The 17,142-nt window shown below is 70.9% G+C and carries 17 protein-coding genes; 12 read left to right on the top strand and 5 right to left on the bottom strand.

Translation table 11 applies throughout. The annotated features are described in order from the left end of the window. A complete protein-coding gene (locus ACGFWE_RS12705; RefSeq protein ID WP_393599767.1) occupies positions 1 to 906 on the top strand; it encodes a ribonuclease Z in 906 nt (301 codons plus the stop codon). A gap of 20 nt (positions 907 to 926) precedes the next feature. Further along, positions 927 to 1,916 (top strand): adenosine deaminase, encoded by a 990-nt coding sequence (locus ACGFWE_RS12700; protein ID WP_393599766.1) that lies wholly within the window; start codon positions 927 to 929, stop codon positions 1,914 to 1,916. A 93-nt stretch (positions 1,917 to 2,009) separates the two neighbouring features. Here the strand turns inward: ACGFWE_RS12700 and ACGFWE_RS12695 are convergent, their stop codons facing one another. Together ACGFWE_RS12695 and ACGFWE_RS12690 are read right to left on the bottom strand one after the other, a co-directional pair. Continuing rightward, positions 2,010 to 3,197: an MFS transporter gene (locus ACGFWE_RS12695; RefSeq protein WP_352383819.1), complete on the bottom strand. Its 1,188-nt coding sequence runs from the start codon at positions 3,195 to 3,197 to the stop codon at positions 2,010 to 2,012. Positions 3,198 to 3,386: 189 nt separating this feature from the next. Continuing rightward, on the bottom strand, positions 3,387 to 4,190 hold the full coding sequence (locus tag ACGFWE_RS12690) for an IclR family transcriptional regulator (RefSeq protein WP_352383817.1): 804 nt from the start codon (positions 4,188 to 4,190) through the stop codon (positions 3,387 to 3,389). A 153-nt stretch (positions 4,191 to 4,343) separates the two neighbouring features. Here ACGFWE_RS12690 and ACGFWE_RS12685 point away from each other — a divergent pair, with 153 nt between their 5' ends. Further along, on the top strand, positions 4,344 to 5,246 hold the full coding sequence (locus tag ACGFWE_RS12685) for a 5-dehydro-4-deoxyglucarate dehydratase (protein WP_393600203.1): 903 nt from the start codon (positions 4,344 to 4,346) through the stop codon (positions 5,244 to 5,246). After that, the gene (locus ACGFWE_RS12680; protein ID WP_352383813.1) at positions 5,243 to 6,532 is read left to right on the top strand and encodes a glucarate dehydratase family protein; all 1,290 of its coding nucleotides are present in this window, start codon (positions 5,243 to 5,245) and stop codon (positions 6,530 to 6,532) included. Before ACGFWE_RS12685 ends, ACGFWE_RS12680 begins: the two co-directional genes overlap by 4 nt. A gap of 135 nt (positions 6,533 to 6,667) precedes the next feature. Here the strand turns inward: ACGFWE_RS12680 and ACGFWE_RS12675 are convergent, their stop codons facing one another. Beyond that, positions 6,668 to 7,654, bottom strand: a complete 987-nt coding sequence (locus ACGFWE_RS12675) for a cellulase family glycosylhydrolase (protein ID WP_352383811.1) — start codon at positions 7,652 to 7,654, stop codon at positions 6,668 to 6,670. A 223-nt stretch (positions 7,655 to 7,877) separates the two neighbouring features. On the opposite strand from ACGFWE_RS12675, the gene ACGFWE_RS12670 reads away from it, so the two are divergent. Beyond that, a complete protein-coding gene (locus ACGFWE_RS12670) occupies positions 7,878 to 9,017 on the top strand; it encodes a carbohydrate kinase family protein (RefSeq protein WP_393599763.1) in 1,140 nt (379 codons plus the stop codon). Between the two features lie 105 nt (positions 9,018 to 9,122). Here the strand turns inward: ACGFWE_RS12670 and ACGFWE_RS12665 are convergent, their stop codons facing one another. After that, complete coding sequence (locus ACGFWE_RS12665; protein ID WP_352383809.1) at positions 9,123 to 9,839, bottom strand: FAD binding domain-containing protein; 717 nt, start codon at positions 9,837 to 9,839, stop codon at positions 9,123 to 9,125. Between the two features lie 242 nt (positions 9,840 to 10,081). On the opposite strand from ACGFWE_RS12665, the gene ACGFWE_RS12660 reads away from it, so the two are divergent. From ACGFWE_RS12660 to ACGFWE_RS12645, 4 genes are read left to right on the top strand one after another with little or no spacing between them, the layout of a single operon-like run. Beyond that, on the top strand, positions 10,082 to 11,140 hold the full coding sequence (locus ACGFWE_RS12660) for a PhoH family protein (RefSeq protein WP_352383807.1): 1,059 nt from the start codon (positions 10,082 to 10,084) through the stop codon (positions 11,138 to 11,140). Between the two features lie 13 nt (positions 11,141 to 11,153). After that, positions 11,154 to 11,651 carry an rRNA maturation RNase YbeY gene (gene ybeY, locus ACGFWE_RS12655; RefSeq protein ID WP_393599760.1) on the top strand — a complete coding sequence of 166 codons (498 nt, stop codon included), beginning with the start codon at positions 11,154 to 11,156 and terminating at the stop codon, positions 11,649 to 11,651. Continuing rightward, entirely contained in the window at positions 11,648 to 12,955 is a 1,308-nt protein-coding gene (locus ACGFWE_RS12650; RefSeq protein WP_352383803.1) for a hemolysin family protein, read from the top strand. The genes ybeY and ACGFWE_RS12650 overlap by 4 nt, the downstream gene beginning before the upstream one ends. Then, the gene (locus ACGFWE_RS12645) at positions 12,952 to 13,311 is read left to right on the top strand and encodes an MmcQ/YjbR family DNA-binding protein (protein ID WP_352383801.1); all 360 of its coding nucleotides are present in this window, start codon (positions 12,952 to 12,954) and stop codon (positions 13,309 to 13,311) included. Before ACGFWE_RS12650 ends, ACGFWE_RS12645 begins: the two co-directional genes overlap by 4 nt. Here the strand turns inward: ACGFWE_RS12645 and ACGFWE_RS12640 are convergent. Beyond that, positions 13,273 to 14,706 carry an MFS transporter gene (locus ACGFWE_RS12640; protein WP_352383799.1) on the bottom strand — a complete coding sequence of 478 codons (1,434 nt, stop codon included), beginning with the start codon at positions 14,704 to 14,706 and terminating at the stop codon, positions 13,273 to 13,275. The genes ACGFWE_RS12645 and ACGFWE_RS12640 overlap by 39 nt on opposite strands. A 146-nt stretch (positions 14,707 to 14,852) precedes the next feature. Between ACGFWE_RS12640 and ACGFWE_RS12635 the strand changes: the two genes are divergently transcribed. The 3 genes from ACGFWE_RS12635 to ACGFWE_RS12625 all read left to right on the top strand — a co-directional run bounded on the left by ACGFWE_RS12635 (position 14,853) and on the right by ACGFWE_RS12625 (position 17,023). Next, a complete protein-coding gene (locus ACGFWE_RS12635; RefSeq protein WP_352384363.1) occupies positions 14,853 to 15,668 on the top strand; it encodes a helix-turn-helix transcriptional regulator in 816 nt (271 codons plus the stop codon). Positions 15,669 to 15,989: 321 nt separating this feature from the next. Continuing rightward, complete coding sequence (locus tag ACGFWE_RS12630; RefSeq protein WP_352383797.1) at positions 15,990 to 16,343, top strand: cytidine deaminase; 354 nt, start codon at positions 15,990 to 15,992, stop codon at positions 16,341 to 16,343. 206 nt (positions 16,344 to 16,549) lie between these two features. Continuing rightward, on the top strand, positions 16,550 to 17,023 hold the full coding sequence (locus ACGFWE_RS12625; RefSeq protein WP_352383795.1) for a hypothetical protein: 474 nt from the start codon (positions 16,550 to 16,552) through the stop codon (positions 17,021 to 17,023). The last annotated feature ends 119 nt before the right edge of the window (positions 17,024 to 17,142 follow it).

The following is a 17,142-nucleotide window of genomic DNA, read 5'->3' as shown; positions in this document are numbered from 1 at the left end:
GTGTCCGTACGTGAATTGGTCGTCCTCGGCACCGCCAGCCAGGTCCCCACGAGGCACCGCAACCACAACGGCTACCTGTTGCGCTGGGACGGCGAGGGCCTCCTCTTCGACCCCGGCGAGGGCACCCAGCGCCAGATGCTGCGCGCCGGGGTGGCCGCCCACGACCTCCACCGGATCTGTGTCACCCACTTCCACGGCGACCACTCCCTCGGCCTCGCCGGCGTGATCCAGCGCATCAACCTCGACCGGGTCCCGCACCAGGTCACCGCCCACTACCCGGAGTCGGGGCAGCGCTTCTTCGACCGGCTGCGGTACGCGACGGCGTACCGGGAGACGGTTCAGCTCACCGAGGCACCGGTCGCGGCCGACGGGGTGCTCGCGCGGACCGGCGGCTACACGCTGGAGGCCCGCCGGCTCTCCCACCCCGTCGAGTCCTACGGCTACCGCCTCACGGAACCGGACGGCCGCCGCATGCTCCCCGACCGCCTCACCGCGCACGGCATCGAGGGACCCGACGTCGGACGGATCCAAAAGGAAGGCTCCCTGAACGGCGTCCTCCTCGACGACGTCAGCGAGGTCCGCCGGGGCCAGCGGTTCGCGTTCGTCATGGACACCCGCCTGTGCGACGGCGTCCACGCCCTCGCGGACGGCTGCGACCTGCTCGTCATCGAGTCGACCTTCCTCGACGAGGACGAGCAACTGGCCGTGGAGCACGGCCACCTGACCGCCGGTCAGGCCGCGACGGTCGCCCGGGACGCCGGCGTACGGCATCTCGTGCTCACCCACTTCAGCCAGCGCTACTCCGAGCCGGCGGAGTTCGAACGGCAGGCGCGGGCGGCCGGGTACGAGGGCGAGCTGACCGTGGCCCACGACCTCCTGAGGGTGCCGGTTCCGAAACGGCGGTAAAACGGCCGTACGATGCTTTGATGTCCCTCCCCAAAGCTGAACTGCACCTGCACATCGAAGGCACCCTGGAACCGGAGCTGGCTTTTGAGCTGGCCGCGCGCAACGGCGTCGAGCTGCCGTACACCACCACGGACGAACTCCGCGAGGCGTACCGGTTCGAGGATCTCCAGTCCTTTCTGAACCTGTACTACGAGCTCATGGCCGTCCTGCGCACCGAGCGGGACTTCGAGGACCTGGCGAACGCCTACCTCGCCCGGGCCGCCGCGCAGGGGGTGCGGCACGCGGAGATCTTCTTCGATCCGCAGGCGCACAGTGCGCGGGGCGTGGAGATGGGGACCGTGGTGGAGGGGCTGTGGCGGGCGCTGGGCAGCAGCTCGCAGAACCATGGCGTCTCGACGCAGCTGATCATGTGCTTCCTGCGGGACGAGTCCGCCGAGTCGGCCCTTCGGACGCTGGAGGCCGCGAAGCCGTACCTCGACCGGATCGTCGGGGTCGGGCTCGACTCCGCCGAGGTGGGGCATCCGCCGGTGAAGTTCCGCGAGGTGTACGAGGCCGCCGCGGCCCTGGGGCTGCGGCGGGTGGCCCACGCCGGGGAGGAGGGGCCGCCGGAGTACATCGTCGAGGCGCTGGATGTCCTCGGGGTGGAGCGGATCGACCACGGGCTGCGGTGCGTGGAGTCGCCGGAGCTGGTCGCGCGGCTGGTGCGGGACCGGGTGCCGCTGACCTTGTGCCCGCTGTCCAATGTGCGGCTGCGGACGGTTGACGTGATGGGCGATCATCCGTTGCCCGCGATGCTGGATGCGGGGTTGATGTGCACGGTGAACTCCGACGACCCGGCGTACTTCGGGGGTTATGCGGGGGACAACTTCGAGGCCGTTCAGCAGGCTCTGGGACTGAGTGAGGAGCGGCTGCGGGAGCTGGCCCGCAACTCCTTCCTCGCGTCCTTCTTGGAGCACGATGAGGAGCTGCGGGCCCGGTATCTGGCGGAGGTCGAGGCTTACGAGTTCTGAGGTGCGTTGTCGGGTGCGGGTGCTTCGTGGCTGGTCGCGCCCGCGCGGCGGAGCCGCATATCGACACAGCCCCGCGCCCCCTGAAGGGGCGCCTTACGCCGCCGTCGCCTTGTCGTAGGCCTGGGTCTCCACCTGGATCTCCACCACCGGCAGTGTGCGCCTGCCCGCGCCCATCGCCACCGCCGTCATGGGTACGGCGATCAGCAGCAGGCCCGCTGCCAGGACCGTGCCCATCACGGGGAAGCCGGCCTCGGATGCGAGCAGGCTTCCCGTCAGGGGACCCGCTGCCGTGCCCAGTGACGACGCCGAGCCGACCAGGACCGCCCAGCGGCCCCGGGGGTCCAGGGAGGCGGCCAGGCCGATCACGTACGACAGGACGATCGGGTAGAGCGTGTTCCAGGCGATCTCGCCGGTCGCGAAGGACGTCAGGTCGCTCGCGGAGGCGCTCAGGGTGATGCAGGCGGCGATGAGGACCGTGCCGCCGCCGATGGGGAGTGCGCGGCCCAGCCGGGGGCCGAGGGCGCCCGCGCCGACGACGCCCAGCAGGCCCGCGCCGAGCGCGATCGCGAATACCGCGCCGACCGTCGCCTCGGAGAGATGGGCCTGGGTGAGGCCGATGCGGCCGCTGACGCCCCAGAGGGCGTTCTGGGCGAGAGACCAGCAGGGGAGGGTCGCGGCGAGGAGGAGGCCGGCGCGGAGGTGGGGGAGCGGGGTGCGGGGCTCCCGGCTCCGGGCGGGGGCCGTGCGCCGGGGGAGCCGGCTCGTCAGGGGCCAGACCGCCAGTGCGGTCAGGGCGATCGCGGCGAGGGGCTGGCCGTGGCCGGAGCCCAGGTGCGGGACGGTCAGGTAGACGGCACCGGCGAGTGCGGAGACGCCGAGCAGGCCGACCGTGGTGGCGCGGTGCGGGTCCGGCTGGGCGGCGATGCCGGTGGCGGCCACCGCCGTCGCCGTACCGGAGCCGAAGCCGCCGATCAGGGCGCCCACGACGACGGCCGGGACGGCGTGGGCGAGGGCGGCGCCCCCGTAGCCGAGGACGGCGAGGACGAGACCGACGCGGGCGAGCGTGCGGGGGCCGACGCGGTCGACGCGGGAGGCGAGCAGGAAGCCCGCCGCCGCCGAACTCAGCAGCAGCGCGCTGCCGACGGCACCCGCCTCGGTAGCGGTGAGCGCGAGCCCGGAGTCGAGTCTGCCGACGGTCGTCGGCAGGAGGTAGGGGGCGAGGTACCCGGCCGTGAAAAGGGCAATGAGGGGCCAGGGCAGGGTGGAGCGAGGGGCGGACACGGGCGTTCCCAGGGCATGCGAAAGAAGCGGCTCGAAAAGGGGGTTGGGCGCAGGCCGTCGACGGACAGGAACGCGCGAGGAATTTGTATCAAGCACACGGTTGGGGAAGAAGACCGGGTCGCGTGATGTGGATCACGTGCCGTTTGGGCTGAGGGAAGCCGGGTAGAAGCGGTCGTTCCCGGCCCGCCCCTAACGCCAGCTGGGAGCGCCCCCCGCACCCGGTGCCGTCGCCTCGATCTTGCTTCTGATCTCGCGCATCACCGCGATGATCTGCTGTTCGTGGTCCGGCGTCAGCCGGGCGACCGGGACCGAGCAGCTGACGGCGTCCTGCGCGGGGGAGTCGTAGCGCAGGGCGAAGCCGAAGCCGACGATGCCGAGGACGCCCTCCTCCCGGTCGACCGAGTAGCCGCGGGCGCGCACCTCGGCGAGGTCGGCCAGCAGGGACTCGCGGGTGGTGTGGGAGTTCGGGGTGAGTGCCTCGTACGGCCCCTCGGGGAGCCTTTCGTCGGGCCACTCGGCCAGCAGCGCCTTGCCCAGCGCGCCGACATGCGCGGGCAGCCGCCGGCCGACCCGGCTGATGGTCCGCAGGTACTCGTGCGACTCGCGCGTCGCCAGATAGGCCACGTCCCGGCCGTCCAGCCGCCCCATGTGGATCGTCTCGCCCAGCGCCTGGGACGCCTCGTCGAGATAGGGCCGTACGACCCGGACGCGCGGGTCGGAGTCCAGATAGCTCGTGCCGGTGAGCAGGGCGTGGATGCCGATGCCGTAGAGCGAGCCGGTGACGTCGGTGCGGACCCAGCCGCGCGAGATCAGGGTCTGGAGCAGCGCGTACATCGAACTGCGCGGCACGCCCAGTGCGTCCGCGAGCTCCTGGAGCCGTGCCGGGCGGTCGCCGCGCGCGGCCAGCAGCTCGAGGAGCTCTACCGTGCGGGCCGCCGACTTCACCTCGCGGACACCGCCGGTCTCCGGGCGCTCGGCCCCTGTCTCTGACATGCACCGATCGTAATCGGCCCCTCAAACCTGACACCGACCCATTGACGGACGGGATTCGCCTACCTAATCTCCATCTTCATACGTAGATTTTGTCTACATAGGGAGATGAGGGTGACTCCGGACCCGGACACGGCCCGACGACTGCGGGACGGCATGGCACGCGGCGTGCTGTCGTTCCCGCTCACGAGCTTCCACGACGACGGCACCCTCGACCCGGACGGCTTCCGCGCCCACGTCGCCGCCCAGATCGCCACGGCTCCCGGCGCGGTCTTCCCCGCCTGCGGCACCGGTGAGTTCTTCTCCCTGGACGAGGACGAGTACCGGCAGGTCGTCACCATCACGGTCGAGGAGGCCGGCGGGCGGGTGCCCGTCGTCGCCGGCATCGGCTACGGCTGGGCGCAGGCCGTCCGCTTCGCCCGGATCGCCGAGGAAGCGGGAGCCGACGCCCTGCTGGTCCTCCCGCACTATCTGGTCGCCGCCCCGCAGGACGGCCTGGTCGCCCAGCTGGAGCAGATCGCGGCGCGGACCGGGCTGCCGCTCATCGCCTACCAGCGCGGCCAAGTCGCGTTCGGGGTAGGCGCGTTCAAGCGCATCACCGGGATCCCCGGAGTCATCGGGCTCAAGGACGGACACAGCGACCTCGACCGGCTCCAGCGCCTCACCCTCGCCGCCCCCGAGGGCTTCCTGTTCTTCAACGGCGCCTCCACCGCCGAGATCCAGGCCCGCGCCTACGCCACCGTCGGCGTCCCCGCCTACTCCTCGGCCGTCCACGCCTTCGCCCCCGAGATCGCCGACGCCTTCTTCAACGCCCTGCGCGACGGCGACCGGGGCGACGGCACGGTCGAGAAACTGCTGCGCGACTTCTACGTACCGCTCGTCGAGCTCCGCGACCGGGTGCCCGGATACGCCGTGTCGCTGGTGAAGGCGGCGGCACGGCTGCGGGGACGTCCGGTCGGACCCGTGCGCGCGCCGCTCACCGATCCGTCCCACGCCGACCTGACGGACCTCCGCCGGCTGCTGACCACCGGTCTCGACCTCGTAGGGGCCGCCCTGTGAACCTCACGATCACCGATGTCCGGTTGACGCCGATCCTCGTCGCCGATCCGCCGCTGCTCAACACCCAGGGCGTGCATCAGCCCTACACACCCCGGCTGATCGTCGAGGTCGAAACCGCGGACGGGGTCGTGGGCGTCGGGGAGACGTACGGCGACACCAAGTACCTGGAGCTGGCCCGGCCGTTCGCCGCGAAACTGATCGGGCGTCAGGCAGGCGATCTCAACGGACTGTTCACGGTCGCGGACCAGGTGGCGGTCGATTCCTCCCGGGTCTCCGGGCAGGTCGACGTCGGCGGGCTGCGGGGCGTGCAGACCGCCGACAAGCTGCGCCTGTCCGTCGTCTCCGGCTTCGAGGTGGCCTGTCTCGACGCGCTGGGCAAGACGCTCGGGCTGCCCGTGCACGCGCTGCTCGGGGGCAAGGTGCGGGACTCGGTCGACTACAGCGCGTACCTGTTCTACAAGTGGGCCGCCCATCCCGAGGGCGTCGCCTCCGAGAAGGACGACTGGGGGGCGGCCCTCGACCCCGCGGGAGTGGTGGAACAGGCCCGGCTGTTCACCGAGCGGTACGGCTTCACGTCCTTCAAGCTCAAGGGCGGCGTCTTTCCGCCGGACGAGGAGATCGCGGCGGTCAGGGCCCTTGCCGAGGCGTTCCCCGGGCACCCCCTGCGGCTCGATCCCAACGGGGCCTGGAGCGTGGCGACTTCACTGAGGGTGGCCCGGGAACTCGGGGACGTCCTGGAGTATCTGGAGGATCCCGCGCTGGGGACCGCCGCCATGGCCGAGGTGTCCGCCGGGACCGACGTGCCGCTGGCCACCAACATGTGTGTGACGACCTTCGCGGAGATCAAGGAGGCGTTCGCCCGGGACGCCGTCCAGGTGGTCCTCTCCGACCACCACTACTGGGGCGGACTGCGGAACACCCAGCAACTCGCCGCGATCTGCCGGACCTTCGGGGTGGGGGTGTCCATGCACTCCAACACCCATCTGGGCATCTCACTGGCCGCGATGACCCACGTGGCGTCCACCGTGCCGAACCTTCACCACGCCTGCGACTCGCACTACCCGTGGCAGTCGGAGGATGTGCTGACCGAGCGGCTGGTCTTCGAGGACGGGGCCGTACGGGTCTCCGACGAGCCCGGACTCGGTGTCGCACTCGACCGGGAGAAGGTGGAGTTCCTGCACCGGCGGTGGCTCGACGACGACGGATCGCTGCGGGAGCGCGACGACGCGGCGGCGATGCGGGTCGCCGAGCCGGGATGGGAGACCCCTGCCGTGCCTCGCTGGTAGCAGCCGTGCCTCGCTGGTGGCGCCGGCAGGAGGTCACGGCCCCGACGGTTGCCGAGTGCGGGCATCCGTCGGGGCGCACGGTCGTGACGAAGGACATCAAGGCGGGGCGGAAAGCACCCTCGGCCGTCTGTCCGGTTACAGGCCCCAGCCCCAGCGCAGTTGTGCCACGCCCGAGGAGTTGTTCACCGCGAGTCCGCTGCCGCTCTGCCGGGTGATCGAATAGGTGTCGCCCGAGCGCAGGCCGGGCCAGTAGACGACGCCCATCTGACGGGACCTCGTCAGGTCCGTGGTGGCGGCGAAGTACGCGGTGAAGGTGTTGCCGTCCTGGTTCCCGCCGTAGTAGTTCAGCCCGGTCGTCATCGGGGCACCGGCCTCGTCGATGATGGTGCGGGACGAGTACGAGCCGAGCCGGTTGCTCAGGTTGGTGGTCCACGCCGAGCGGGTGGTGTCCGAGGCCCAGTATCCGTAGAAGTGCAGCGACAGCAGCGTGCCGTTCAGGGCGCTCGCCGCTCCGACGCCCGTGACGTTGTCGTTGTAACCGGTGCCGCTGATGAGGACCCGCCCGCGGGGGGTGCTCGAATGCCGGGACAGCCACGTCGAGCAGAGCGACACCCAGTCGTTCAGGCTGTAACCGAACGGCTCGTTCATCGGTTCGAAGTAGACGTTGCCGTTGCTGCCGTAGTCGCTGATGACCTTGTCCCACATGGTGTTCCATGCGTTCAGGTCATCGACTTTGCCGTCCTTGTTCGCTTCCCAGTAGCCGAAGATGACCTTCATGCCGTGGGACAGGGCCGAGTCGGCGGCGCCCTTGTACCGCGCCCACCAGTCCGAGTTGACGCTCTGCGGGTTGATCGGCAGCCGCACGGTGTTCGCGCCGAGCTGCTGCTGGAAACCGCTGATGATGCCGTCGGCCTTGGAGCGGACGCTGTCATAGCTGTCCCCGGCCGTGAGGCCAGTCGGGATCACCCAGCCGTCCACGTAATTGTCGCGGCTGTCCGCCCAGTTGACTCCGCGGAAGTCGTTCGTGGCGGCGGATGCGCCATGGGAAACGGTCAGCAGTGGCGCGAGGAGTGCTGCGACCAGGAAGGCGCGCAGACGGGTGCGGGAGCGGAGGCGATTCACACGAACTCCATTGTTCGATTGCTCGATTCTCACTTCTTGATGTTTACGTAAACATCGCCCTGACGTGGGGCTACCCAGCTGATGAAGGGGGAGTTTCTGAATGCTGACCCCCCATGGATTTAGTGTCAAGAGCCTGTCAGGAGCCGTATCCCGTGTGACAGCGGCGGGTTGTCGGTGCTGTGGTGCAGACTGGCCTGATCCGCACCACGTCAGGGAGCGCACCGTGATCGCCTCCACCGCCTCCACCGCCTCCGCCTCGTCCGCCGGCAAGCACCACCGCGACCGGCCCCGGGTCGACCCGCTGGCCGCCCTGCGCACGCCGGACGACCCGCCCTGGGACGTGTACCTCACGGGCCCCGTCTTCCTCGACATCGTCTTCACCGGACTCGACTCCGCCCCGGTGCGCGGGACCGAGTCCTGGGCCCGCGGGATGGGGTCGAGCCCCGGCGGCGTCGCGAACATGGCGACGGCCCTGGCCAGGCTCGGGCTGCGCACCTCGCTGGCCGCGGCCTTCGGCGACGACCACTACGGCGAGTACTGCTGGGACGCCCTGGAGCACGGCGAGGGCATCGACCTCTCCCCGTCGCGCAGGGTCCCCGGCTGGCACTCCCCGGTCACCGTGTCGATGGCCTACGAGGGCGAGCGCACCATGGTCTCCCACGGCCACGAGCCGCCCCCCGAGGAGCCCGCGCCGGACTGCCCCCCACGCGCGCGTGCGGCCGTCGCGTCGCTGGAGCCGGGCAAACGCGCCCCCTGGATCGCCCAGGCCGCGAGCAAGGGCACCTGCATCTTCGCCGACGTCGGCTGGGACGAGACCGGCGCCTGGGACCTCGCGGGCCTCGCCGACCTCGAACACTGCGAGGCCTTCCTGCCGAACGCGGAGGAGGCCATGCGCTACACCGGCGCCTCCTGCCCCCGCGAGGCCGCGCACGCGCTCACCGCGCATGTGCCGCTCGCCGTGGTCACCCTCGGCGCGGAGGGCGCGTACGCGGTGGACCGGCGTACCGGGGAGGCCGCGGAGGTCCCGGCGATCGAGGTCGAGGCGCTCGACCCGACCGGCGCCGGGGACGTCTTCGTGGCCGGCTTCGTCACCGGCACCCTCGCGGGCTGGCCGCTGGCGGACCGGCTGGCCTTCGCCGGCCTGACCGCCGCGCTCTCCGTCCAGGAGTTCGGCGGCTCCCTGTCCGCGCCGGGCTGGTCCGAGATCGGCGCCTGGTGGCGCAAGGTCCAGTCCGTCACCTCCCAGGACCCGACCGCGCTGCGGCGGTACGCGTTCCTGGCGGCCCTGGTCCCGGAGGAGGAGTCCCCGACCTGGCCACTGCGCCGGGCGGTACCGACGATCGGGTTCGGCCGGTCGGCGTGAGGGTGGGGGCGGGGGTGGGGGCCGGGGGTATTGCTGCGGAGGGTCGGGTTGGGTGAGAACTGCACTGGTGGACCTGTCTGTGTGGCTCGTCGACAGGTCGGCCCGTCAGTGTCCGCCCGCTCGCTCCAGTACCGACGCCACCTGCTCCCGGACCACCCCGCGGGCCGCGGCCGGCAGCGCACCGATCGGCGTACCGCTCAATGCGTCGAGCACGCTGTCCGCGCCCGCGTCGCAGGGCACGCTCTCGCTCAGGAAGTCGTAGCCGTCGCGGACCGCGACGCGCAGGACGGGGCGGTCGCCCGCGTGGACGGCCGTGGCGACGACCAGGGGCGGCGGGCCGCCCGGGGCCTCGGCCACCTTGCGGTAGCCGCTGACCAGCGGATCGCTCCAGTGCAGGCTCAGCAGCAGCGGCTTCTTGGCGAGCACCTCGGCGAGATCGGCCTCGAAGGGACCCTCCGCCGCCAGCACCCGCGCGCGGGCACCCAGCACGAGGGCCGCGGGCAGCAGACAGCGCAAGGTGCTGCCGACGAGGTTCCCGCCGACCGTGGCGGCCCGGCGCACCGCCCCGGTGCCGATGCCGGCCGCGGCCCGGTGCAGCACTTCCGGAACCCGCTCGTCGATCCGGTGCAGCAGGACCGCCGCCCCCACCTCCCCGGCCCCGAGGACGTTCGCCTCCGGCACCTCGCGCAGCGACACGGCCTGCTCCGGGAAGCCGTCGCGTTGCCAGGCAGCCCACACCAGCGTGGCACCGCCGACGGGTACCGCCCCGTCGGTCAGACACTCCTGTGCCTCGGACAGGGACCTGGGCAGACGCAACAGCACGGTCTTCCTTCTTCGAACAGTCGATGTCTTGAACGGTCGCGGACTTCGAACACGCATGCAGTGAGCGCATTCTTTCCGGGGGCCCGGGGGAGCATGCAGGGCTCACCGCTGCATACAGGGCGCCCCGACCGTCGAAAAGCCCTACGGCGTTGTCAGTGCACCGTCGTACTCTTGACACCGTGAGGCCGCCTTCCACTGCGCGGCCATGACGAGGAGGAACCGCAGGCGTTGATCGCCGGCCCATGACTCAGACACCCACAGGTCACAGCCCCGCGCAGGGGCAGGCGAGAGCACAGTTCACCGTCCCCGCCCAGCACCCCATGGTCTCGGTCCTGGGGTCGGGCGACTCCCTCCTGCGCGTGATCGAGAAGGCCTTCCCGGCGGCCGACATCCATGTCCGGGGCAACGAGATCAGCGCGACAGGCGCGGCGGTGGACGTCGCCCTCGTCCAGCGCCTGTTCGACGAGATGATGCTGGTGCTCCGCACCGGACAGCCGATGACGGAGGACGCAGTGGAACGCTCGATCGCCATGCTGCGGGCGAGCGAGAACGGGACGAGCGACGGCCAGGAGACCCCGGCCGAGGTGCTCACGCAGAACATCCTGTCCTCGCGCGGCCGCACCATCCGCCCCAAGACCCTCAACCAGAAGCGGTACGTCGACGCGATCGACAAGCACACGATCGTCTTCGGCATCGGCCCCGCCGGTACCGGCAAGACCTACCTCGCCATGGCGAAGGCGGTGCAGGCCCTGCAGTCCAAGCAGGTCAACCGCATCATCCTGACCCGCCCGGCGGTGGAGGCGGGAGAGCGGCTGGGCTTCCTGCCCGGCACCCTCTACGAGAAGATCGACCCGTATCTGCGCCCGCTGTACGACGCCCTGCACGACATGCTGGACCCGGACTCGATCCCGAAGCTGATGGCTTCGGGGACGATCGAGGTGGCGCCGCTGGCGTACATGAGGGGTCGCACTCTGAACGACGCCTTCATCATCCTGGACGAGGCCCAGAACACGAGCCCCGAGCAGATGAAGATGTTCCTCACCCGGCTCGGCTTCGACTCGAAGATCGTCATCACCGGTGACGTGACGCAGGTCGACCTGCCGAACGGCACCAAGTCCGGGCTGCGGCAGGTGCAGGACATCCTGGAGGGTGTGGACGACGTGCACTTCTCCCGCCTGTCGTCCCAGGACGTCGTACGGCACAAGCTGGTCGGCCGTATCGTCGACGCGTACGAGAAGTACGACACCGAGAACGGTACGGAGAACGGCACCCACAAGGGCGGCCGGAACAAGCGGAAGTAGACAAGCCAGCACCATGTCGATCGACGTCAACAACGAGTCCGGAACCGAGGTCGACGAGCAGGCGATCCTCGACATCGCCCGCTACGCGCTCGCGCGGATGCGCATCCACCCGCTCTCCGAGCTCTCGGTGATCGTCGTGGACGACGACGCCATGGAGCAGTTGCACATCCAGTGGATGGACCTGCCGGGGCCCACCGACGTCATGTCCTTCCCGATGGACGAGCTCAGGCCGCCCAGCAAGGACGACGACGAACCCCCGCAGGGCCTCCTCGGCGACATCGTGCTGTGTCCCGAGGTCGCCAAGCGGCAGGGCGAGGAGGCCGAGACGCAGCACTCCATGGACGAGGAGCTCCAACTGCTCACCGTGCACGGCGTGCTGCATCTGCTCGGGTACGACCACGAGGAGCCTGACGAGAAGGCCGAGATGTTCGGTCTGCAGGCGGCCATCGTCGACGGCTGGCGGCAGGAGAAGGGGCTCACCGGTCCGTCCCCCGCGCCGACCGTCTCATGAGCCTGCCCCTCGTCTCCGGCGCGATCGCCCTGGTCGTCGTCGCCTGGCTCGCCGCCTGCGCGGAGGCGGGCCTCGCGCGCGTCTCCAGCTTCCGCGCCGAGGAAGCCGTACGCAACGGCCGGCGGGGCAGCGCCAAGCTCGCCCAGATCGCCGCCGACCCGACCCGCTATCTCAACGTGGCGCTGCTGGTGCGCGTCGCCTGCGAGATGGCGGCGGCCGCCCTGGTCACCTACGCCTGTCTCCAGGAGTTCCCGGGCACCACCCGCGCCCTGCTGGTCGCGATCGGGGTCATGGTGCTCGTGTCGTACGTGGCGGTGGGTGTCTCCCCGCGCACCATCGGGCGTCAGCATCCGCTCAACACGGCGACCGCGGCGGCGTACGTCCTGCTGCCGCTGGCCCGGATCATGGGGCCGATCCCGTCGTTGCTCATTCTCATCGGCAACGCGCTCACCCCCGGCAAGGGCTTCCGCCGGGGCCCGTTCGCCTCCGAGGCGGAGCTGCGCGCTCTGGTCGACCTCGCCGAGAAGGAGTCCCTGATCGAGGACGACGAGCGCCGGATGGTGCACTCCGTCTTCGAACTGGGTGACACGCTGGTGCGGGAGGTCATGGTGCCGCGCACCGACCTCGTCGTCATCGAGCGGTACAAGACGATCCGGCAGGCGCTGACCCTCGCGTTGCGTTCCGGCTTCTCGCGCATCCCCGTGTCCGGGGAGAGCGAGGACGACATCGTGGGGATCGTGTATCTGAAGGACCTGGTCCGCAAGACGCACATCAGCCGGGACGCGGAGTCGGAGCTGGTGTCCACCGCCATGCGGCCCGCGGCCTTCGTGCCCGACACCAAGAACGCCGGTGACCTGCTGCGCGAGATGCAGCAGGACCGCAACCACGTCGCCGTCGTCATCGACGAGTACGGCGGCACGGCCGGCATCGTCACCATCGAGGACATCCTCGAGGAGATCGTCGGCGAGATCACCGACGAGTACGACCGGGAACTGCCGCCCGTGGAGGACCTCGGCGACGACCGTCACCGGGTCACGGCCCGCCTCGACATCACCGACCTGGGCGAGTTGTACGGGCTGGACGAGTACGACGACGAGGACGTGGAGACCGTCGGGGGGCTGCTGGCGAAGGCGCTGGGCCGCGTTCCCATCGCCGGGGCGTCGGCGGTCGTCGAACTTCCGGACGGGCGGGAACTGCGGCTGACCGCGGAGGCCGCCGCGGGGCGCCGGAACAAGATCGTGACGGTTCTTGTGGAGCCGGTGGGCGCCCTCGAACCCGCCGAAGAGGAGAAGGTGTCCGAGTGACCCCCCAGGAGCTGCGCGCCCTGTGCCTGTCCTTCAACGAGACCGTGGAGGACTTCCCCTTCCGGCCGGAGGTCTCCGTCTTCAAGGTGCTCGGCAAGCTCTTCGCCCTGACCACGCTGGACGCGCGGCCCCTGACGGTCAACCTCAAGTGCGACCCGGAGGACGCGATTCGGCTGCGCGCCGACCATCCCGGGCTGATCGTTCCCGGCTACCACATGAACAAGCGCCACTGGAACACCGTCACCGTCGACGGCGAGCTCCCGGACCGTCTGGTCCGGGAGCTCGTCGAGGACTCGTACGACCTGGTGGTGGCCGGTCTACCGCGCGCCGAGCGGCTCCGCCTCGACCGCCCCTGAGCGCACCCGCAGTCCCACCGCGACCAGTGCGGCCGCCGCCAGCACGACGACCGTGTCCAGGGCGAGGACCGTGTGGACGCCGGACAGCAGGTCGTCCGAGGTGGTGGCGAGGACGCCCAGCAGCGGGATGCCCACGGTGAGGCCGACCTGCTGGGTGGAGGTGACCAGGCCGGTGGCCAGGCCCTGCTCCTGGTCCGGGACACCGGAGGTCACGGTGATGCCGTACGAGATGATCGCGCCGAGGTGGCACATGCTGGCCAGGGAGACGGCGGCCGTGGCGAGCCAGACGGACCAGTTCCCGGTGCCCAGGCCCAGTAGGGCGGCGATCAGGGCGCCCTGGCCGACGAGCGAGCCGACCAGTGTGCGGCGCGGGCCGAAGCGGCCGATGACCTTCGGGGCGTAGGTGCCGGCCACCGCTGACAGGACGCCCTGCACGCCGAAGACCAGGCCGGTCTCGAAGGCAGACAGGTGCAGGACCTCCTGGAGGTAGAGGGTCAGCACGAAGACGACCGTCGACATCATCGAGAAGGTGACCAGACCGCCGATGTTGCCCCACGCCACTGTGCGGCGGCGCAGCATGGGCAGGGACACCAGGGGTTGTGCGGTACGGGACTCGATCGTGACGAAGGCGGCGAGGAGCAGCAGGCCGGCGATCAGGGTGACGAGGACGTCCGTACGGCCGAAGCCGTGGTCGGCGGCCGTCGAGAGGGCGTAGATCAGGGAGAGCAGGCCGCCGGTGACCGTGACCGCGCCGGGGATGTCCAGGCGGGGGCGGTCCGGGGTGCGGGATTCGGGCAGCAGGCCGGGGGCCAGGGGCAGCACGATCACGGCGAACAGGGAGAGCAGCCCCATCGTGGAGCGCCAGCCGAGAGTGTCGGTGAGGGAGCCGCCGGCCACCATGCCGACCGTGAAGCCGAGCGAGAGCAGGGTGCCGGAGATGCCCAGGGCCCGGTCGCGGGCCGGGCCCTCGGGGAAGGTCGTGGTCAGCAGGGACATGCCGGTCGGCACGATGGCCGCCGCGCCGAGGCCCTGCAGGGCGCGTCCGGCGAGGAAGGACGCCGGGTCCCAGGCGAGGGTCGCGAGCACGGAGGCGGCGCCGAAGAGGGCCAGGCCCGTGAGGAACAGCTTCCGGCGTCCGTACAGGTCGCCGATGCGGCCGAACAGGAGCAGGAAGCCGCCGGACGGCAGCGCGAACGCGGTGACCGCCCACTGCAGGGCGGAGGGGCTCATGCCGAGGTCGGCGCCGAGGACGGGCAGGGCGACGTTCAGGACGGAGAAGTCCAGCGCGACCATGAACTGGGCGGCGCACAGGACGAACAGGACGAGCTTGTCGCGCGTCGACAGCCGGGGGGTGTCGAGCGCATCGGGGACGGGGTCTGTGGTGTCGATCGCCATGGGCAAGAGCCTGCGGGCGCCGGAATAGCCGTGGGGAGCCGCAAGTTGTGCTGGTGGTGGCACCACCAGGCAGCAGCGAGGGGGATGCGTTCGTGCCCGAGGTCGTACCCAAGAGTGAGCGGCACCGTGAGCTGCGGGAGTTCCTGATGAGCCGGCGGGCCCGGGTCTCGCCGGCCGAGGCCGGGCTGCCGGACGGCGGGGCGCGGCGGCGGACGCCGGGGCTCAGGCGGGAGGAGGTCGCGGTGCTTGCCGGGGTGGGTGCCTCCTGGTACCAGTGGCTGGAGCAGGGGCGGGACATCTCGGTGTCCCCGCAGGTGCTCGACTCCGTGGGGCGGGTGCTGCGGCTCAGCAACGCGGAGCGGCGGCATCTGTACGTCCTCGCCGGGCTGAACCCGCCCGCGCCGGAACCGGCCGCCGACCATGGGTGCGAGGGGCTGCGGCGGCTGATCGACGCGTGGATGCCGTATCCGGCGCACATCATGGACGCGTACTACAACTGCGTGCTGTACAACGACGCGGCGGGCTGGGTGCTCGGCATGCGGCCGGAGAACACCCAGAACTGTCTCGTCGACTTCTTCACGGACCCGCTGTACCGGTCGCGATCGCACAGCTGGGAACAGAACGCGCGCACGGTGGTCGCCCAGTTCCGGGCGGCCTCGTCCGCGCGCCCCGAGGACGAGGGCTTCCAGGAGGTGCTGGCCCGGGTGCGGTCGGCGAGCGCGGAGTTCACCGAGCTGTGGGAGCGGCGGGACATCGAGGACGCCGGAGTGATCCGCAAGGAGCTCGACCATCCGCTGGTCGGTCTGCTGTGCGTGGAGTCCACGGCGATGAAGGTACCGGCCCGCTCCGACCTGACGGTCGTCCTGCACACCCCGCTGGACGAGGCGAACACAGCGGCCAAGCTGGAGTGGCTGGCGTCCCCGGAGGGGCGGCGGGGGGCGATGTATCCGGTGGCGGGGTGATGTGACCGGTGACGGCGGACGGCTGCCGGCCGGGGGGTGTCTCCCGTGGCGGGCGGTGTGTTTGGCGGCGGACGGGTGACGGGGAGAGCCTCCGGAGGCTGGTGGGCTCCCGTGGTCCGCGGTGCCCCGGTGGTGGGTGGCGGACCCTGGCCGGTGACCCGGTGACCCGGTGGCCCGGTGACCCGGTGACCCGGTGGCCCGGTGGCCCGGTGGCCCGGTGGCCCGGTGGCCCGGTGGCCCGGTGGCCCGGTGGCCCGGTGACCCGGTGGTGGGCGGACCCGTGGCGTCGTCGACGTCGGTTCGGTTCGTATGCTCGGTTCCATGACCGACAACAGTGCGCTTGACCCCGAGGACCGCAAGATCGTCACCCTGGCCCGTTCGGCGCGGGCCCGTAACAGCGTGCCCGAGGGGGCGGCCGTACGGGACGACACCGGGCGGACGTACGTGGCGGGGACCGTCGAGCTGGCGTCGTTGAAGCTGAGCGCGCTGCAGACGGCGGTGGCCATGGCGGTGGCGTCCGGGGCGAAGTCGCTGGAGGCGGCGGCCGTGGTGACGGATGCCGAATCGGCCTCCGAGCAGGACCTGGCCGCCGTCCGGGATCTGGGCGGGCCCACGACTCCGGTGCTGGTGGCGGGAGTCGACGGCACCGTGCGCAGTACCGTGACCGCCGGCTGACACCCCCGATGACGGTTGGCCGGAATTCCGGCTTGCCGTTCCTCGTCCCACGCGCATCAATGGAACCGGATATTCCGACGGACCGTCAGATTCCAGTTCACCCGGCGTCCCGCACCACGCCCCGTGAACGCCGGCCGTCCGTCGGGATGCACCCCCCCGTCCATCCCCACATGGCACTCCCCACCACGGGAAGGGAACCGGATACCATGAAAGGCAAGCGCACAGGCACTGGTGCGGCACTGGCCGTCGGCACGCTCGCGGCCCTCGGGCTCGCGTTCGCCCCCACCGCCGCGGCCGTCACCCCGGACACCGCGACCATCGACGCGGACTGCGGCCTCTACGGCAGCGGACAGGCCACCCTGACCGCGACCCAGGACGGCACCGCGGCCACCGTCACCGTCACCTCGGCGATCAACGCCCCGCTCGCACTCGACGAGGACTCGATCTCCTCGACGCTCACCTTCGTGAACGCGAACGGCGGCACCACCACCTTCTCCGGCACCGAGAACCCCGCCATCGCGGCCGGCGATCCTGTCACCGTCGGTCCCCTCAACGGCACCGTGGCCTCCGGCGACAGCCTGGAGTCGTACGGCGGTTCGCTCCAGATCGTCGTCTTCGGGATCACCGTCACCTGCACGGCGACCGGTCCGCAGTCGCCCGGACCCTTTGTGTTCGACTGATCCTCCCGGCACGTCGCGTGGTTGCCGCAGGAACTGACAGAGCGTCAGGTTTCTGCGGCAACTCCATTGACTTCTCACGCGATCCACACATCAATGCCCCCTGTCGGCACAGGACTTCA

Origin of the sequence: Streptomyces sp. NPDC048523, from assembly GCF_043199815.1 — a bacterium.
In the GTDB taxonomy this organism is placed as follows: Bacteria; Actinomycetota; Actinomycetes; order Streptomycetales; family Streptomycetaceae; genus Streptomyces.
This window is presented reverse-complemented; position numbering and strand designations above follow the sequence as displayed.

Coding starts and splice junctions, on each gene's coding strand:
- ACGFWE_RS12700 (WP_393599766.1), top strand. CDS start 927: ATGTCCCTCCCCAAAGCTGAACTGCACCTGCACATCGAAGGCACCCTG.
- ACGFWE_RS12660 (WP_352383807.1), top strand. CDS start 10,082: ATGACTCAGACACCCACAGGTCACAGCCCCGCGCAGGGGCAGGCGAGA.
- ACGFWE_RS12640 (WP_352383799.1), bottom strand. CDS start 14,706: ATGGCGATCGACACCACAGACCCCGTCCCCGATGCGCTCGACACCCCC.
- ACGFWE_RS12650 (WP_352383803.1), top strand. CDS start 11,648: ATGAGCCTGCCCCTCGTCTCCGGCGCGATCGCCCTGGTCGTCGTCGCC.
- ACGFWE_RS12625 (WP_352383795.1), top strand. CDS start 16,550: ATGAAAGGCAAGCGCACAGGCACTGGTGCGGCACTGGCCGTCGGCACG.
- ybeY (WP_393599760.1), top strand. CDS start 11,154: ATGTCGATCGACGTCAACAACGAGTCCGGAACCGAGGTCGACGAGCAG.
- ACGFWE_RS12630 (WP_352383797.1), top strand. CDS start 15,990: ATGACCGACAACAGTGCGCTTGACCCCGAGGACCGCAAGATCGTCACC.
- ACGFWE_RS12685 (WP_393600203.1), top strand. CDS start 4,344: ATGGCACGCGGCGTGCTGTCGTTCCCGCTCACGAGCTTCCACGACGAC.
- ACGFWE_RS12690 (WP_352383817.1), bottom strand. CDS start 4,190: ATGTCAGAGACAGGGGCCGAGCGCCCGGAGACCGGCGGTGTCCGCGAG.
- ACGFWE_RS12635 (WP_352384363.1), top strand. CDS start 14,853: ATGAGCCGGCGGGCCCGGGTCTCGCCGGCCGAGGCCGGGCTGCCGGAC.